At 60.8% G+C, this 17380-nt stretch carries 16 protein-coding genes; 7 read left to right on the top strand and 9 right to left on the bottom strand.

Going from position 1 to position 17380, the window contains the following annotated elements:
* Positions 1-77: 77 nt before the first annotated feature.
* The 3 genes from KR767_RS02990 to KR767_RS02980 form a co-directional block, all read right to left on the bottom strand.
* On the bottom strand, positions 78-932 hold the full coding sequence (locus KR767_RS02990) for a hypothetical protein (RefSeq protein WP_250878043.1): 855 nt from the start codon (positions 930-932) through the stop codon (positions 78-80).
* Positions 933-1632: 700 nt separating this feature from the next.
* Positions 1633-2265, bottom strand: coding sequence for an HAD hydrolase-like protein (locus KR767_RS02985; protein WP_250878042.1), 633 nt, complete (start codon positions 2263-2265; stop codon positions 1633-1635).
* A complete protein-coding gene (locus KR767_RS02980) occupies positions 2265-3446 on the bottom strand; it encodes a phosphoglycerate kinase (protein ID WP_250878041.1) in 1182 nt (393 codons plus the stop codon). The genes KR767_RS02985 and KR767_RS02980 overlap by 1 nt, the downstream gene beginning before the upstream one ends.
* A 195-nt stretch (positions 3447-3641) precedes the next feature.
* On the opposite strand from KR767_RS02980, the gene maiA reads away from it, so the two are divergent.
* Positions 3642-4286, top strand: coding sequence for a maleylacetoacetate isomerase (gene maiA / locus KR767_RS02975; protein ID WP_166951615.1), 645 nt, complete (start codon positions 3642-3644; stop codon positions 4284-4286).
* A gap of 188 nt (positions 4287-4474) precedes the next feature.
* Here the strand turns inward: maiA and KR767_RS02970 are convergent, their stop codons facing one another.
* Positions 4475-5557 carry a PilT/PilU family type 4a pilus ATPase gene (locus KR767_RS02970; RefSeq protein ID WP_250879215.1) on the bottom strand — a complete coding sequence of 361 codons (1083 nt, stop codon included), beginning with the start codon at positions 5555-5557 and terminating at the stop codon, positions 4475-4477.
* A gap of 122 nt (positions 5558-5679) precedes the next feature.
* On the opposite strand from KR767_RS02970, the gene KR767_RS02965 reads away from it, so the two are divergent.
* The 5 genes from KR767_RS02965 to glmS all read left to right on the top strand — a co-directional run bounded on the left by KR767_RS02965 (position 5680) and on the right by glmS (position 10860).
* Complete coding sequence (locus tag KR767_RS02965; RefSeq protein WP_166951620.1) at positions 5680-6204, top strand: DUF4398 domain-containing protein; 525 nt, start codon at positions 5680-5682, stop codon at positions 6202-6204.
* 1 nt (position 6205) lies between these two features.
* Complete coding sequence (locus KR767_RS02960; RefSeq protein ID WP_166951623.1) at positions 6206-6868, top strand: DUF4398 domain-containing protein; 663 nt, start codon at positions 6206-6208, stop codon at positions 6866-6868.
* A 327-nt stretch (positions 6869-7195) separates the two neighbouring features.
* Positions 7196-7429, top strand: a complete 234-nt coding sequence (locus tag KR767_RS02955; protein WP_345779891.1) for an HP1242/YdcH family protein — start codon at positions 7196-7198, stop codon at positions 7427-7429.
* Between the two features lie 216 nt (positions 7430-7645).
* Positions 7646-9016: a pyridoxal-phosphate dependent enzyme gene (locus KR767_RS02950; RefSeq protein ID WP_250878040.1), complete on the top strand. Its 1371-nt coding sequence runs from the start codon at positions 7646-7648 to the stop codon at positions 9014-9016.
* A 14-nt stretch (positions 9017-9030) separates the two neighbouring features.
* Positions 9031-10860, top strand: a complete 1830-nt coding sequence (gene glmS, locus KR767_RS02945) for a glutamine--fructose-6-phosphate transaminase (isomerizing) (RefSeq protein WP_250878039.1) — start codon at positions 9031-9033, stop codon at positions 10858-10860.
* 11 nt (positions 10861-10871) lie between these two features.
* Here glmS and rfbD read toward each other — a convergent pair whose 3' ends face one another.
* From rfbD to KR767_RS02920, 5 genes are all read right to left on the bottom strand, one after another.
* Positions 10872-11792, bottom strand: a complete 921-nt coding sequence (gene rfbD, locus KR767_RS02940) for a dTDP-4-dehydrorhamnose reductase (RefSeq protein WP_250878038.1) — start codon at positions 11790-11792, stop codon at positions 10872-10874.
* The gene (rfbC, locus tag KR767_RS02935; protein WP_250878037.1) at positions 11792-12346 is read right to left on the bottom strand and encodes a dTDP-4-dehydrorhamnose 3,5-epimerase; all 555 of its coding nucleotides are present in this window, start codon (positions 12344-12346) and stop codon (positions 11792-11794) included. The genes rfbD and rfbC overlap by 1 nt, the downstream gene beginning before the upstream one ends.
* Positions 12343-13230 carry a glucose-1-phosphate thymidylyltransferase RfbA gene (gene rfbA, locus KR767_RS02930; RefSeq protein WP_250878036.1) on the bottom strand — a complete coding sequence of 296 codons (888 nt, stop codon included), beginning with the start codon at positions 13228-13230 and terminating at the stop codon, positions 12343-12345. Before rfbA ends, rfbC begins: the two co-directional genes overlap by 4 nt.
* Complete coding sequence (gene rfbB / locus KR767_RS02925; protein ID WP_250878035.1) at positions 13227-14270, bottom strand: dTDP-glucose 4,6-dehydratase; 1044 nt, start codon at positions 14268-14270, stop codon at positions 13227-13229. The genes rfbA and rfbB overlap by 4 nt, the downstream gene beginning before the upstream one ends.
* Before the next feature lie 95 nt (positions 14271-14365).
* A complete protein-coding gene (locus tag KR767_RS02920) occupies positions 14366-15784 on the bottom strand; it encodes a mannose-1-phosphate guanylyltransferase/mannose-6-phosphate isomerase (protein ID WP_284732886.1) in 1419 nt (472 codons plus the stop codon).
* Positions 15785-16155: 371 nt separating this feature from the next.
* Between KR767_RS02920 and KR767_RS02915 the strand changes: the two genes are divergently transcribed.
* Positions 16156-17316 carry a trans-sulfuration enzyme family protein gene (locus KR767_RS02915; RefSeq protein WP_250878033.1) on the top strand — a complete coding sequence of 387 codons (1161 nt, stop codon included), beginning with the start codon at positions 16156-16158 and terminating at the stop codon, positions 17314-17316.
* Positions 17317-17380 lie beyond the last annotated feature (64 nt).

The following is a 17380-nucleotide window of genomic DNA, read 5'->3' as shown; positions in this document are numbered from 1 at the left end:
GGTCTACAGCCGTAGCTATTTCAGAATTCGCGGCGTCGATCGATCAGATCGCGACCGTTTTTTCCTCGGACAAAAGCTCAGAACCTAAGTCGCCAAATATCGAAGGAGGAAGGAATACACCATGTCGGTGCGGCGCACGGGGGGTGGCCGGGATGTTTTGCTGGGCGACGGTCATACTCTGATGCAGTCCAGATCTCTCTGACCCCATACGTGGTCAAGTTGCCATTTGATGCCAGTGCGAGAAAGCCAAGGGAGCGAATCAAGGAGGTGCTTGGGCCGTACTTCGGCGCGGGCAAGCTACCTGCGTGGAAATTTCTTTTCTTTCCACCTGTTACGTGTAGGCCATTATCGATGTGAGCCGATGAGGCTCGCCAAGTGTGGGATGCCCAGATAGCCACCCCATGACGATACAGCACAAGGTTTCCGTCCGTCTGGAAAATCAGTGTGTGCCCATTGGCATGTGTGTAGTTCTGTCCTTTGTTTAATGCGGTTCCGTTACCAAAGATCATCGGCATATCGTTGCTCACGCCCGACATGCCGGAGTCGCTGTTCCACGTTGGAACGATGGCGAGGACCATGGCCTGCCCATGTTCGGTAACGGTAAAGAAATGCCCTTGACCATGGCTTCCTGTCTGCCATACGGCCCTATGATCGGGCGTATACAGGACCAAGTTTCCATCAGATTGCATGACGGCGCGGTTTGCTCCGAGACCAGCAGTATTTGTCGACCAGACTGCCGAGTTTGTACCGTTGTTTCGGTAGACGACGAGATTTCCATCAGATTGCATGGCCGCAAAGTAATGAAGGTCGTCGGAGTACAGAAAGCTCCCTTGCCAGAGCGTTTCTCCTGCCTTGAGTGCCGCCGCTTGAGATGGTGTTGAAAACGCAGCCATCATCGCGATAGCGACCACCCGTAGTGGATATTTGTTCATCAGTGTTCCGTATCAGAAGCCAAAAATGTGGCTCCCGAAGCCTGGAACTATCCTTGCGTATGCTCCATCGGGCCGTCACGCCTCTGCACTGTCCAGTTCCTGACAGTCCTCGTACGGTTTCGAGGACCTGAAGTCGGCTTGAAGAAAGGTGACGATCAGGGGCCGCCTTCGTGTGGAAGACTTGATATGACTTACCGCTCATCCAGCGAGTTGTCGTCACCTCTGTGTTGTTAAAAGAGGGCGGATGTCAGGTGGTCGTTGATTGAGCAAAGGGCTGTTCGCTGTCGATCTGAGCGACCTGGTTTGAAAGTATCCTTTGGTCTGAAGTGCCATCGACGTCGCATAGGTGAGCCAGAGCGTCGCGGAATCAGTTCGTGGTGTCTGGTATATGCGCAGGTGGATACGGTTGCTGGATTTTGGCCCCTTACGCTTCGAATCTTCGAAGGGTGGGTGCCACGACGGTGGGGCGCTGGCCTGCCAAATTTCAGCAGCTGCCGATGATTGTGCCGCCACCAAGCAGGTCGTCATAAGAAAAGCCAATGCGGTTGGGTGCATAGGGTCGCTTCGCAGGTCTCGTGAATGAGGGCTACGAGGCTACCTGGCGTGGCCGTTATGACTATAGGCCGGGCAATCAATATGGCGCTGCGGAAACCGCGTACTTCCGTAGGAGATCGATGAAGTACGCGGTTCGATGTTTCCGTCAGGTAAGTGAGCGAAGCTCGGATGGTGTTCCAAGTGTCTTCCATGCCCCGGCTTTTTCCAGTTCATCCTGGTCGCCGAAGCCCCAGAGCACACCCACACCACGCACGTCGTTGGCTACCGCGCCTTCGATGTCGAAGCGGCGATCGCCGATCATGAACACCTGGTCCTTCGGATGGCCGAAGTCGGCGAGGGCGGCGGCGATCATCTCCGCCTTCTCGCTGTGCGCCGTGTCCGGTCCCGGGGCGTAGACGCGTTCGAACGCGGCGCCGAACGGCAGGTGCGGAATGATGCGCGCCGCATGGGTCCGCGTCTTGCTAGTCACCACGGCAAGCTGGTGGCCCGCCTCGGCCAGCGCGGCGATGGCTTCGGGGATGCCGTCATAGACGGTGTGCTCCGACCAGCCCACGTCCTGGAATCGCTCGCTGTAGGCGGCCACGGCAGCTTCGATGCGGTCGCGGTCGTCGCCCAGCACCTGCGCGAAACTCACGCGCAGGGGCGGTCCGATCCAGGAGCGCAGCACGGAATCATGCGGCGCTTCGGCGCCCACGCTGGCGAGCGAATGACGCACGCCAGAGAGGATGCCGATTTCCGAGTCGATGAGCGTGCCATCGAGGTCGAAGAGGAAAAGCATTACTTCGTCTCCCCGCGCGCCTTGAGCGCCGTCACGGCCGGCAGTTCCTTGCCTTCAAGGAATTCGAGGAAGGCGCCACCACCGGTGGAGATGTAGGACACGCCGCTTTCGATGTCGTACTTGTCGACAGCAGCGAGGGTGTCGCCACCACCGGCGATCGAGAAGGCCTTCGAGGCGGCGATGGCGCGCGCCAACGTCTCGGTGCCCTTGCCGAAGGCTTCGAACTCGAACACGCCCACGGGGCCGTTCCACACCACGGTACCGGCCTTGGCGATCAGCTCCGCGTAGCGCCTCGCGGTCTCGGGACCGATGTCGAGGATCATCTCATCGTCGCCAACCTGATCGACGGCCTTCACCGTGGCCTGGGCAGTGGCTGAGAATTCGGTGGCGACGACGACGTCGGTCGGCACTGGCACGTCGGCGCCGCGGGCCTTCGCATCGGCCATGATCTTCTTCGCGGTGTCGAGCAGGTCGGCCTCTACCAGCGACTTGCCTACCTTATGGCCGGTGGCAAGGATGAAGGTGTTGGCGATGCCGCCGCCCACGATCAACTGGTCGACCTTGCCGACGAGGTTCTGCAGCAGGTCGAGCTTGGTGGAGACCTTCGAGCCGGCGACGATGGCCAGCAGCGGCTTGGCGGGATGCTCGAGCGCTTTGCCGAGGGCGTCCAGTTCCTTCGCCAGCAACGGACCGGCGGCGGCCACGGGCGCGAAGCGGATCGCACCGTGCGTGGAGGCCTGGGCGCGATGGGCGGTGCCGAAGGCATCCATGACGAACACGTCGCACAGGGCGGCGTACTTCTTCGACAGGGCCTCGTCGTCCTTGCCTTCGCCGACGTTCATGCGGCAGTTCTCGAGCACGACGACCTCGCCATCGGCGACATCGACGCCATCGAGGTAGTCGCGGATCAGGCGCACGTCCTTGCCCAGCTTCTGTCCCAGCCATTCGGCGACGGGCTTGAGCGAGGATGCCTCGTCGAATTCGCCTTCCTTCGGACGACCCAGGTGCGAGATCACCATCACCTTCGCGCCGGCATCGCGGGCGGCGACGATGGTGGGCAGGGCGGCATCGAGGCGCTGGGTCGAGGTGATCCTGCCGTTCTCGACCGGCACGTTCAGGTCTTCGCGGATCAGGACGCGCTTGCCGCGCAGGTCGAGGTCTTGCATGCGGGTGACGGACACGAGGAACTCCAGCTCAGGGTGTAGGAGAGACGCCCATTGTCCCCGGGCGGTGCCGACAGGCGCAAATCATTCCATTGTAGGAGCGCGCCTTGCGCGCGACCGGGAGGGCAGTAGTGCACCACCGTGATCGCCCTACCGGTCGCGCGCAAGGCGCGCTCCTACATAGAATCGGGTTTCACCCAGGCAGGAACGCCCATGCTCGCCCTCTACACCTACTGGCGCTCCAGCGCCGCCTACCGCGTCCGCATCGCCCTCAACCTCAAGGGGCTGGCCTACGAGCCGCGCCCGATCCACCTGGTCAACGACGGTGGCGAGCACCTGAAGCCCGCTTACCGTGATATTTCGCCCCAGGCCCAGCTGCCGACGCTGGTCGATGGCGATGTCGTGGTCCGCCAGTCGATGGCGATCCTGGAGTACCTGGAGGAGACCCGGCCCACGCCGGCCCTGCTGCCCGCCGATGTGCAGGGCAGGGCGCGCGTGCGTGAGCTGGCGCTGGCCGTGGGCACGGATATCCACCCGCTGGGCAACCTGCGCGTGCTGAAGGAGCTTGAGGCCTCCTACGGTGCCGATGCGGCTGCCAAAGCGGCGTGGTGCCGACGTTGGATCGGCAATGGCTTCAATGGCATCGAGGCATTGCTCGAGCGAGGGCCGCAGGGACATTTCTGTTACGGCGACAGCCCGACCATGGCCGACTGTTGCCTTGTGCCGCAGTACTACAACGCCGTGCGCTGGGAGCTGGATCTGGCGCCGTACCCGAATATCCGGCGCGTGGTGGAGGCGTGCCAGGCGCTGGAGGCGTTTCAGAAGGCCGCGCCTGAGGCGCAGCCGGACGCGCCCTGAAGAGCATCGCCGACCGTATCGGATGAGGGGGGCGGGGCGTTGTTGGGATGCCGGTCGCGCGCAGGCGCGCTCCTACAAGTGTGCGGTGATCTTGTAGGAGCGCGCCTGCGCGCGACCATAGAAACGATAAACATCCATGCCCCCGGCGCGCGCCAGGTCACCCCCGACGATCATTCAGCCAGCAACCATCACACCCCGATCCCATAAGGATCACTCGACGCAAACTCATTCCCCGGCGCACCCTCCGACAGGCGGATCTTCAACGCCAGCCCGTCACGCGAATCGGCCTTGGCCAGGCACTCGTCCAGCGTGATCTGCCCGTCCTTGTAGAGCCGGTAGAGCGACTGGTCGAAGGTCTGCATGCCCTCCTGCAGGCTGCGATCCATGGCGTCCTTCACCTCGTGGATCTGGCCGCGGCGGATCATGTCGCGGATCAGCGGGGTGTTCAGCAGTACTTCCACGGCCGGCACGCGGCGGCCGTCCTTGCCGATCACCAGGCGCTGGCTGATGACCGCGCGCAGGTTCAGCGCCAGGTTCATCAGCACGTTCTTGTGCGCGGACTCGGGGAAGAAGTTGAGGATGCGTTCCAGGGTCTGGTCGGCATTGTTCGAGTGCAGGGTGGCCAGGCACAGGTGGCCCGTCTCGGAGAAGGCAATGGCCGCCTCCATGGTCTCCGTGTCGCGGATCTCGCCGATCATGATCACGTCCGGCGCCTCACGCATCGCGTTCTTGAGGGCCTCGTGATAGCTGTGGGTATCCAGCCCCACCTCGCGCTGGTTCACGATGGAACGCTTGTGCCGGTGCAGGTATTCGATGGGGTCCTCGATGGTGAGGATGTGTCCCGGGGTGTTCTGGTTGCGGTGGTCGATCATCGCGGCCAGGGTGGTGGACTTGCCCGACCCCGTGGCGCCCACCACCAGAATCAGCCCGCGCGGCTCCATCACCAGCTCACGGAAGATCGCCGGCAGGCGCAGTTCCTCAAGCGAGGGGATCTCGCTCTTGATGGCACGGATCACCATGCCGATCTCGCCGCGCTGCTTGAACACGTTGATGCGGAAGCGTCCGGCTTCCTTCACGGCCAGGGCCATGTTCAGTTCCAGGTCGCGCTCGAACTGGGGCACCTGGCCTTCGTCCATCAGGGAGTAGGCGATCTTCTTGACCATTCCCGCCGGCAGGCCCGTATTGCCGAGCGGGTAAAGCTTGCCCTCCACCTTGATGTTCACCGGGGCACCGGTCGTCAGGAACATGTCCGACGCGCCCTTGTCCACCATTAGCTTGAGGAAATAACCAATATCCACCTAAACCCCCGGGCGTTCGCATTACAATCGAGACGAGAGGTCTCTCCGACCCTGTATATCGACAATATCTCGCAAACCTGTAAGAGGAACGAGTGATGGTGCACAACTTGCCGTCGAACGCCCTGTACCGGGGCCGCCGGCTCCTTGCCACGGCCGCGCTGGGCCTCGCGATTGCCACGCTGGCCGGCTGCGCCAGCACGCCGCCACCCAATGGCGTGATGAACCAGGCCCTGGCCCAGCTCCAGGCTGCCCGCGATGCCGGGGCGGGCGACTATGCCCCGGTCGACCTCGACTATGCCCAGGGCAAATTCTCCCAGGCGCAGAAAGCCATGGCCAGCCGCAAGTACGACGAGGCGGCCCTGCTGGCCGACGAGTCCAGCGTGGACAGCGAACTGGCTCGTGCCAAGGCCCGCCTGGGCGCTGCCCGCGCCCAGAACCAGTCCAAGAGCAAGGAAAACTCGCGCATGCGTGTCGAGATGATCGACAACCACGCGAATGACACCGTGCCGATTCCGAACAACGTGCAGGAAACCGAGACGGTCCTGCCCGAAGCCACCAACACCCCTCCGCCGCCCCCGGGTGGCGAGACCCAGCCCCTGAACGACCAGGGAGGCCGCTGAGATGAAGCGCACGACCATCCTGTTCTCCGCCCTGGCCCTGGCGGCCGTGGCCTCTCCGGTCTTCGCCGCCACTGACGACCTCGACGTCCGCCGGCTGAATTCGAGCCTCGACCAGCTTTCCAGCGATCCCACCCTCGGTGGCTATGCCCAGTCCGAGCAGGCCCGGGCGCGCGAAGCCATCAACCAGATGGCCCAGTTCAAGCCGAAGGACAAGCAGCACGCCCATTACCTGTACATCGCAGAGCGCCGCGTGGACATCGCCAAGGCGGCCGCCCAGCTCCAGGACGCCCAGTCGAAGACGGCCCAGCTCGATCGCGAGCACGACGCCATCCTGCTGGAGGCCAGCCGCCTCGACGCCGAGATGGCCCGTCGCCAGCTTGAGCAGCAGCGCATGCAGAACCAGATGATCCAGGAAGAGGCCGCCCGCCTGCAGCAGCAGGGCGTGGAGTACTCGCAGGCCCTGGACCAGGCCAAGGCCGAGGGCGAGAAGGCCCGCCAGGTCGCCGCAGCCCAGGCCAAGGTGGCCAACGCCGCCAAGAAACAGGCCGCCCTGGCCGAAGCCGCCGCCCGCGCCATGCGAGACCTGAACTCCTCCGATAGCGGCGCCCCGGCCAGCACCCCGGCCACCAGCACGCCCAAGAAGAAAAAATCCACCGGCAACTAACCGTTGCTTGTGCAGGAGCGCGCCCTGCGCGCGACCGCCCCGCAGGGCGGCCCGCGCCAGGGTGTGCTGGTTTTGGCGCCATGTAAGTGTTTGCTTAAGAAACCATTTTTCTTTCGTGCCTCTACGAAAATTCGCTCTTGCACCCCCTCATCGAGGGGAGTAGCTTCGATCCCCCGTCACCGAAAAAACGCGTGACGGGATCTTCGGAGCATGCGTGACGTTACCCAGGCACACCGCATCGCGAGCCAACCCACTTCCGATGCGAAGCCGTGCCCGCATGGCTCCCCTCACGACCGGCCCAACGGGCCCGGCCCCAACGCGAGGAGCATGGCTATGTTCGAAAACCAGCAGCGTGACGACGTCGAAAAGTTCATCCACAAGGATCCGGACACCCGTCGTCTCTATTTCCGTCACCAGGAACTCAACGACAAGCTCGACAACGCAGGCCGGGGGTGTCTACCCCTCAGCGACGAGGAACTGACGCGGATGAAGCTGGAGAAACTGCAGGCGAAGAACCAACTCCAGAGAATGTGGGATTCCTGGAACGCACCACGACACTGAATTTATTCCGCAGTACAGCAATACGAAGAAAGGGCGCGGAAACGCGCCCTTTTTATTGTGCGCGTGCAGCAGGAACCGGATCACTTCCGCGTGGTCTGTGCTAGACCGTTTTTCCTCGGCCGGATGACGGGCATCGCGCGAGCGCGCGACCCCTTATCATGTGCGCCCTGAGTGCAGGGTCGAAGGGGCCTTGCCGACTTATCCAATGGAGTATCCATGAGTGTTCATGACAGCATCCTCGAACTGATCGGCCGCACCCCCATGGTGCGCGCGCAGCGCCTGGATGCCGGCTGTTGCGAACTGTTCCTGAAACTGGAAAGCGCCAACCCGGGCGGTTCGGTGAAGGATCGCATCGGCATGTCGATGATCGAGGGCGCCGAGCGTGCCGGGAAGATCAAGCCGGGCGATACGCTGGTGGAAGGCACCGCCGGCAACACGGGCCTGGGCCTGGCGCTGGTCGCGCAGCAGAAGGGCTATCGCCTGATCCTCGTCGTGCCCGACAAGATGAGCCGCGAGAAGATCTTCAACCTCAAGGCCATGGGTGCCGAGGTGGTGCTCACGCGTTCGGACGTAGCCAAGGGCCACCCCGAGTATTACCAGGACATGGCCGAGCGTATCGCGCGCGAAACGCCAGGTGCTTATTTCATCAACCAGTTCGGCAACCCCGACAATCCGAAGGCGCATGTCGAGACGACCGGCCCTGAGATCCTCGAGCAGCTCGACGGGAAGGTCGATGCGATCGTGGTGGGCTGCGGTTCGTCCGGCACCATGAGCGGGCTCACGGCGTACTTGAAGGCGCATTCGCCCAATACGGAAATCGTGCTCGCCGATCCCGTGGGATCGATCCTCGCCCAGTACATCAACGAGGGTATCCTTTCTGAAAAGTCGGGATCATGGATGGTCGAGGGCATTGGCGAGGATTTCCTGCCGTCGATCAGCGACTTCTCGCTGGTGAAGAAAGCCTATGCGATCTCCGACAAGGAGAGCTTCATGGCCGCCCGTGAGCTACTCGGTAAGGAAGGTGTGCTCGGCGGTTCGTCCACGGGCACCCTGCTGGCCGCCGCGCTGAAGTACTGCAAGGAGCAGACTACGCCCAAACGTGTCGTCACGCTCGTTTGCGACACGGGAAACAAATACCTGTCGAAGATGTACAACGACTACTGGATGCTGGACAACGGCTTCCTGGAGCGCGAGCGCTTCGGCGATCTTCGCGACCTGATCCTGCGCCCCTATGCCCAGCGCGATACCGTCGTGATCAAGCCCGACGACATGCTCGTCACTGCCTACAACCGCATGAAACTTTATGACGTATCGCAGCTCCCTGTCATGGAGGGCGATCGCATCGTCGGCATCCTCGACGAGTCCGACGTGCTGTTGCATGTGCACGCTGACGAGACGAAGTTCCGCGATCCGGTGTCCACGGCGATGATCGCCTCGCCGGAGATGCTCCAGGTCACGTCGCCCATCGAATCGCTCCTGCCCGTGTTCGAGAAGGGACATGTCGCCATCGTCGTCGACGGTGAGCAGTTCCTGGGCCTCATCACACGTATCGATCTGCTCAACTACCTGCGTCGCAAAGTCAACTAAGAAGGATTATCGCCATGTGTGGAATCGTCGCCGCCGTCGCGCAGCGTGACATCGCGCCCATCCTGATCGCAGGTCTCAAGGCTTTGGAGTACCGGGGCTACGACTCGGCCGGCATGGCCATCGCCGATGGCGGCGAAATCCGTCGCGTGCGGGCCAAGGGTAAGGTTCGCGAGATGGAAGCGCTTTACGACGCCGATCCGGTGCCGGGCGGCACCGGCATCGCACACACACGCTGGGCGACCCATGGCGTGCCCAGCGAGGCGAACGCGCACCCGCATGTGCAGGGCCGCATCGCCATCGTGCACAACGGCATCATCGAAAACCACGCCTCGTTGCGCGACGCGCTGAAGGCCAAGGGACGCACCTTCCATTCGGAAACCGATACCGAGGTGATGGGCGCCGTCATCGACGAGCATGTCCAGGCCGGCAAGTCGCTGCGCGAGGCGGTTACCGCCGCCGTGCGCGAGTTGGAAGGAGCCTACGCCATCGCGGTGATGAGCCTCGACGAACCCGAGCGTATCGTCGGTGCGCGCCGTGGCTGCCCCCTCTTGGTGGGCATCGGAATCGGCGAGCACTTCCTTGGTTCGGACGCCCAGGCGCTCATCAAGGTGACCAATCGGATGATGTATCTGGAAGAAGACGACATCGTCGAGATCACCCGTAACGGTGTCGAGGTGTTCGATATCCACGGGACTCCGGTCGATCGCGCCGCGCATGAAAGCGAGATCAGCGCCGACTCCGTCGAGCGTGGTGAATACCGCCACTACATGCAGAAGGAAATCTTCGAGCAGCCTCGCGCCGTCGCGGATACGCTGGAGGGGCGCATCGGCCCCCATGGCGTGCTGCCGAACATCTTCGGTATCGACGCCGACCCGATCCTCGACAAGACCCGCGGTATCCATATCGTGGCCTGTGGCACGAGCTATCACGCAGGCATGGTAGCGAAGTACTGGATCGAAGACCTGGCGAAGATTCCCGTCGTGGTCGAAGTCGCCAGCGAGTACCGCTATCGCGACGTGGTCGTGCCGGAAAACACTCTGTTCGTGGCCGTGTCGCAGTCGGGCGAGACAGCCGATACGCTAGCGGCCATGCGCGAGTCGCGGCGTCGCGGCTACCTCGCCACGTTCGCGATCTGCAACGTACCGGAATCCTCGGTGGTTCGTGAATCCGACCTGCGCCTGATGACCCGGGCGGGTCCGGAAATCGGTGTGGCCTCGACCAAGGCCTTCACCACGCAGCTCGCGGCGTTCGCCCTGCTGGCCCTGGACCTCGGTCGTCGTCGCGGCCTGGACCATGCGAAGTACCTGGCGCATTGCCAAGAGCTTCAGTCGCTGCCGCGCTACATCGAGAATGCACTGAAGAGCGAGTCGCAGATACTGGCGATCGCGGACCACTTCATCACCAAGGCGCATGCCCTGTTCCTGGGGCGTGGTGCGCAATACCCGGTGGCCCTGGAAGGCTCGCTCAAGCTCAAGGAGATCTCGTATATCCATGCGGAGGCGTATCCGGCGGGCGAGCTCAAGCACGGCCCCCTGGCGCTAGTGGACGAAAACATGCCGATCGTGGCTGTGGCCCCGAATGGTCCGTTGCTCGACAAGCTGAAATCGAACCTGCAGGAGGTCCGCGCACGCGGCGGTGAACTCGTCGTTTTCGCGGATGAGCGGGCGGAGATGGACGACGGTACGCAGCATATTGCGATGGTCCGCGTCGATGGTGGTAGCGATCTGATTGCCCCGGCGGTTTTTACGGTGCCGATGCAACTGCTCGCCTACCACGTCGCCGTGCAGCGCGGGACCGATGTCGATCAGCCCCGGAATCTGGCGAAGTCCGTCACCGTGGAGTAAGTCAACCCAGGTCAATCCCGGTGGACCGGTCGCGACAAGTCGGCCATGGTCTCATCAAGACCGGTTGTCCAATCCGGTATGCTAATGCCGAAGGCCGTCTGGATTCGGGATGTATCCAGCACTGAGTACCGTGGACGGCTGGCTCGCGTAGGGAATTCTACCGAGGGTATGGGTAACACCTTTACGTCGTGACTCATCCACCCCATTGCGCGCGCGCGCATGAAGATGGCGCCAGCGAAATCGAACCACGTGCAGTTGCCCGTGGCGGTAAGGTGCCATGTTCCCGAGGGCGCCATTTCCGTGCGCGATTGATGAAGCCAGCGATCGGCGACCTCCGTGCTAGCCCATGCAAGCAGCTTCGCGCTGGTTGGATTTCCTCTCTGATCGTCGACTATCCGAAGTTCGGATCTTTCCTTGGACAGTCTGAGCATGGTGGTCAGGAAATTATGACCTCGCAAGCTGTAGACCCAGGCGGTGCGCAGGATGAGGTGATGCGCACCGCTATTGGAAAGTGCACTTTCACCGGCAAGCTTTGTCCGCCCATAGACGTTCAGTGGCGAGGGTTCGTTGTCTTCCGTTATCGGCTGCGAGAAGTTTCCGTCGAACACGTAGTCGGTGGAAAAATGAATCACCGATGCTCCTATACAGCGCGCTTCCTCTCCGAGCCACGCGGGTAGATGGGCATTCAAGACATAAGCTGCTTCTACGTCGTCTTCGGCACGGTCAACAGCGGTGTAGGCGGCTGCGTTGACGATGACGTTAGGTGCCGTTTGGCGAAGTAGGCGGCGCACCGCGGACTCGTCGCCAAGGTCGCACGCAGTATCCGTACCATGCCCCTGGCGACTTGCGCAGATGAGTCGCCCAAGTTTGGGCAGGTGAGGCCTGAGATGCCATCCGAGCTGCCCGTCGGCTCCAAGAAGGAGGATCTTCATCAGGGATATTCGGGAAGCTGCGAGCGAGGAATTTCGGCAAAAAACGGGGCAGATCGATCCTTTTCCGATAGAAGCGGCTCGCTTACGGGCCAGTCGATGGCAAATGTCGCGTCGTTCCAGCGAATGGCCACATCCGAGTGCCTGTCATACACAGTGGTGCATTGGTAACTGAATGTCGCTGTTTCGGATACGACGCAAAATCCATGGGCGAAGCCGGCCGGGATCCACAAATGCCTCTTGTTCTCGCTGGAAAGTAATGTGCCGAAATGATGGCCGCGCGTCGGTGAATCTGGTCGAATATCTACCGCGACATCGTAGACCTCTCCATCGAGCACGCTGACGAGCTTTCCTTGTGGGTTTCGCCATTGATAGTGAAGGCCGCGAAGAACCCCGCGGCTGGACTTCGATACGTTGCATTGGGCGAACGATACGTCGATGCCTGCCGAGGCGAAGGTTTCTTGATTGAAGCTTTCATAGAAAAAGCCTCTATCATCCGAATGGACCCGGGGTTCTAGAATGAGGACTTCGGGGAGGCTCGTTTTCAAGGCCTTCATGAGTGCGCCTCTTCGAGCGCAAGACGGAGGAGGTATTTTCCGTATTCCACCTTGGCCAGAGGCCTGGCCACCTCTTTGAGCTGGTCAACATCGATCCAGCCGTTTCGGAAGGCTATTTCCTCGGGGCAGCAAACTTTGAGACCTTGGCGATTTTCTATCGTTTGTATGAAATTGCCGGCTTCCATCAACGATTCATGTGTGCCTGTGTCGAGCCATGCGATCCCGCGTCCAAGCTGTTCTAGTCGAAGATTGCCTCGATCGAGATAAAGTTGGTTCAGGTCAGTAATTTCAAGTTCGCCTCTTGAAGAGGGTACGAGGGAGGCCGCGTACTCAGGCGCGTGCTCATCGTAAAAGTAGAGGCCAGTCACGGCGTAGTTGGATTTAGGTATGACAGGCTTTTCCTCGATGGCGACGACTTGCCCTGCGCTATCGAAGGAAGCAACGCCATATCGCTCCGGATCACGAACCCAATAGCCGAAAATGGTCGCCCCGCGGGACTGGGCCGCCGCTCGACGCAGTCGTTCGGTAAGACCTTCGCCATGGAATATGTTGTCGCCAAGAACCAGGCAGCTCGGTGAGTCGGCCAGAAAGTCGCGTCCGATGGTGAATGCCTGGGCTAGGCCATCGGGCGAGGGTTGCACGGCATATTCGATATGGACTCCCCATTGGGAGCCATCACCCAGCAGGCGCTGGAATGCCAACTGCTCGTGAGGTGTATTGATAATTAAAATGTCGCGGATACCGGCCAGCATGAGGGTGCCGAGCGGATAGTAGATCATGGGCTTGTCGTAGACGGGCAGGAGCTGCTTGCTTACGCCTTGCGTGATCGGATAAAGACGGGATCCCGTGCCACCTGCGAGAACGATTCCCTTTCGAGTGGTCATTGCCCGAGTCGCTCCAATCGATAGGTTTTATTGATGATGGCGGTGGTCCAGTCCTGGTTGGCTAGATACCAGTCGACCGTGCGCGCCAGGCCTGCATGGAAGTCGTGATTAGGGCGCCAGCCCAGTTCACGCGTGATTTTTCCAGCATCGATGGCATAGCGACGGTCGTGCCCAGGACGGTCGGCCACGAACTCTATGAGTTTCCTGCGGGGCATGGACGCAGGCCGGCGTTCGTCAAGAAGATCGCAGATGTCCAGCACGACATCCAGATTGGTTTTCTCGGAGTTGCCGCCGACGTTGTAAGTCGAGCCAGGGGTTCCCCTGCGAAGGACCTGGTCGATGGCTTCGCAGTGGTCATCGACAAACAACCAATCCCTCACGTTACCACCATCGCCGTAGATGGGTAAACGATCCCCAGAGAGTGCCTTCGCTATCACCAGGGGAATGAGCTTTTCAGGAAACTGATAGGGCCCGTAATTGTTGGAACAGTTCGTCGTCAGTACGGGCAGTCCGTAGGTATGATGAAACGCTCTGGCGAGATGATCGGAAGCAGCCTTGGACGCGGCATAGGGTGAATTGGGAGCGTAGGCAGTGGTTTCGGTAAACCTGCCTTCCGAAGCCAGCGATCCGTAGACTTCATCGGTCGATACGTGAAGAAAGCGGAATGTTCTTGCCATGACGTCTTGCAGTGAACGCCAATAGTCGCGAGATGCTTCCAGCAGAGCGAGCGTGCCCACGACGTTGGTATCGACGAAGGCGCTGGGGCTGTCGATGGATCGATCAACGTGCGATTCAGCGGCGAAGTTCACGACGGCGTCTGGCTTGAATGTGTCGAGTAACGAGGACACGAGCTCGCGGTCGCCAATATCACCTTGAACGAAATGGTGCCGGTCATGTCCCTTGATGTCACTGAGGGTGGCGAGATTTCCTGCGTAGGTCAATTTATCCAGATTGACGACGCGCAGTCCTTTTTTGATGGCACGAAGGACATAGTTGCCGCCAATGAATCCTGCACCGCCGGTTACGAGCAAGGTCTGCATGTTTTTCTGAAGAGGTCGTTTATCGGAGGGGCGTCCGGGGCGGATTGGGCGTAGCATGGTCCGCCAGCCTGGGCTGGCGGACTGGCAGTGTGGGTTCAGGAGCGTCCGTACACGTCCTCGAATCGAACGATGTCATCTTCGCCCAGGTAGCTTCCGGACTGCACTTCGATGAGCTCGAGGTTTACTCGTCCCGGATTTCGCAGGCGATGGGTGCTGCCCAACGGGATATACGTGCTTTGGTTTTCAGCAAGCAGGAATGTCTTGTCGTCGCAGGTGACTTCGGCGACGCCGGAGACGACGATCCAGTGCTCAGCTCGGTGATGGTGCATTTGTAAGCTCAGGGCTGCGCCTGGCTTGACGACAATGCGCTTTACCTGGAACCGACCGCCGGCCTCGAGCGAGTCGTAACTACCCCAGGGCCGGCGAACAACGCGATGCAATTCGTGCTCGCTACGTGCTCGCATCTTCAGTTGGTCGACAACCTTCTTTACGTCCTGGGAGGCATCGCGTCGGGCAACGAGCGTCGCGTCGGGCGTAGTCACGACAACGACATCGTCCAGACCCACGGTTGCGACCAAGTGCCGATCGTGAGAGCGGATCAGCGAGTTCTTCGTGTTGATGTTGAGTACGTCGCCCTGTTTGCTATTTCCGTCCTCGTCCTTGCCTTCGGCCAGCCATAGTGCCTCCCAGGACCCGATGTCGCTCCATTCGCAGCTGATGGGCACAACGGCCGCGCGATCGGTGTGTTCCATCACTGCATAGTCGATGGAGTTATCCGGTACCGCCGAGAAGGCAGTTTTGTCGATGCGTACAAAATCGAGGTCGACCGTGGATGTTTTGTACGCTTCATGGACGGCGCGGTGCATCTCGGGCGCGTGCTGCTGGAGTTGCTCCAGGTAGGTGGCGGCACGGAGCAGGAACATGCCGGAGTTCCAACTGTAATCTCCGGTTGCGATGTACTCCTGAGCCTTGGTGGCATCGGGCTTCTCCACGAAGCTCGCAACAACAAACGCATTCTCGTCGATGGCTGTACCGCGTTTGATATAACCGAAACCCGTTTCCGCACGTTCAGGGTTGATGCCGAAGGTTACCAGCCATCCGTCGCGGGCGACGGGAAGTGCGCGGGCGACCGCGTCTTCGAAGCTGGTGGTATCTCCGATCAGGTGATCTGCGGGAAGTACGAGAAGCAAGGCTTCCGGATCCTTGCCGAGCGCATGCATGGCACCGAGGGCGATGGCCGGCGCGGTGTTTCTTGCGGTGGGCTCCAGCAGGATCGATGCATCCTGCATGCCGGACTCAAGGAGCTGTTCGGCGACGAGAAAGCGATGATCTTCACTGGCCACCACAATGGGGGCACCCACGTCCGTCAGCCTCGTTGACCGGGCAAGTGTTTGCTGGAACAAGGTTTCGTGGCCGGTGAGCGGCAAGAACTGCTTGGGGAGGTTCTTGCGCGAGACGGGCCAAAGCCGCGTACCGCTTCCGCCACTGAGGATGAGGGGAATGAGCATTGCGATCTGTTTCCTTAATCGTCGTTTATGTTTGTCACTTGATGCCGTGCAGGTGTCCAGAGACCTTCAGGGATGCAATGGCCTTCTGAAGCAGTGCTTCGGAAATGGGCTCACCTTGCTCCGGTCGTCCTTATATCCATGGCAGGCGATTGCCGGGGCCGTTGATCCTGCGCGGTTGACTTGAGAATGATGCCATGGCCGCGTGCGTATCAGCCACATATTCATAGATATATCAATCTCGAGCCGATTGAGACGCGCCGTAGCCACGTCAGTTCATGTTCGCGGCATTAACCCTCGGCAAAGCCCCTGCTATGATAATCAGTCGTGCCCAGAGCCGGCCGGCTTGGCCCCAATTTCAACTATCGCGTGAATTATCAATGAAGTACACTCCAATGACTCTCGGGGTAGGGACACGGGCCATCCATGCTGGCCAGGAGCCAGACCCGTCTACTGGCGCCATCATGACGCCGATTTATGCGACGTCTACCTACGTTCAGGAAAGCCCTGGCGTCCATCAGGGGTTTGAGTATTCCAGGTCCCAGAACCCCACGCGTATGGCCTACGAGCGTTGCGTGGCTAGTCTCGAGGGTGGCGTTGCAGGCTTTGCCTTCGCTTCAGGTCTCGCTGCAGCGAGCACCACCTTGGAATTGCTCGACGCGGGAAGCCATGTCATTGCGATGGATGACCTCTACGGCGGCTCTTATCGCTTGTTCGAGCGAGTGCGCCGACGGACCGCCGCCCTGTCGTTCAGTTTCGTGGACCTGAACGATCATGTTGCTCTTCAGGCCGCCTTGCGTCCCGAGACCAAGATGCTTTGGGTGGAAACGCCCAGCAACCCCATGCTCAAGGTGGTTGACCTGACTTGCATGGGCGAGTTTGCCCGCAAGCATGGATTGATCTTGGTCGTCGACAATACGTTTGCCTCACCAATGTTGCAGCGCCCCATAGAACATGGCGCAGACGTCGTATTGCATTCGGCGACCAAGTACCTGAACGGGCATTCGGATATCGTCGGGGGTATTGTGGTCACCCGCTCGGACGATCTCACCGAGCAGATGCGGTTCCTTCAGAATTCCATCGGTGCCGTGGCCGGCCCGTTCGATGCCTTCCTTGCGATGCGTGGGCTGAAAACCCTCCATTTGAGGATGAAGGCGCATTGCGAATCCGCTACGCAGCTCGCCGATTGGCTTGATCGCCATCCTGCGGTGGAGAGGGTCATTTATCCCGGTTTGCGGTCCCACCCGCAGCACGACCTTGCCACGAGGCAGATGGCTGGACCTGGTGGAATCATCACCATGGTCGTGAAGGGGGGCGAGGCGGGAGCGCGCCGGTTCCTCGAGCGATGCCATTTGTTTGCACTGGCGGAATCGCTCGGAGGAGTGGAGTCACTCATCGAGAGCCCGGCCATCATGACGCATGCATCCATCCCTGCGGAGGCGCGTGCGCGCCTGGGCATCGTGGATGGTCTCGTTCGTCTCTCTGTCGGCGTCGAAGACGTCGAGGATCTCCAAGCCGAGCTTGCTTACGCACTCGCGTAAGCCATCGGATCACGAGGCGCGAGCGATCGTAAGGTCGCCTGCTACTGCTGTCTGGAATTTCGTC

This window comes from Luteibacter anthropi, from assembly GCF_023699965.1.
GTDB classification, from domain to species: Bacteria; Pseudomonadota; Gammaproteobacteria; order Xanthomonadales; family Rhodanobacteraceae; genus Luteibacter; species Luteibacter anthropi.
The sequence above is the reverse complement of the archived record's forward strand: the minus strand, read 5'-3'. Positions and strand labels throughout refer to the sequence as shown.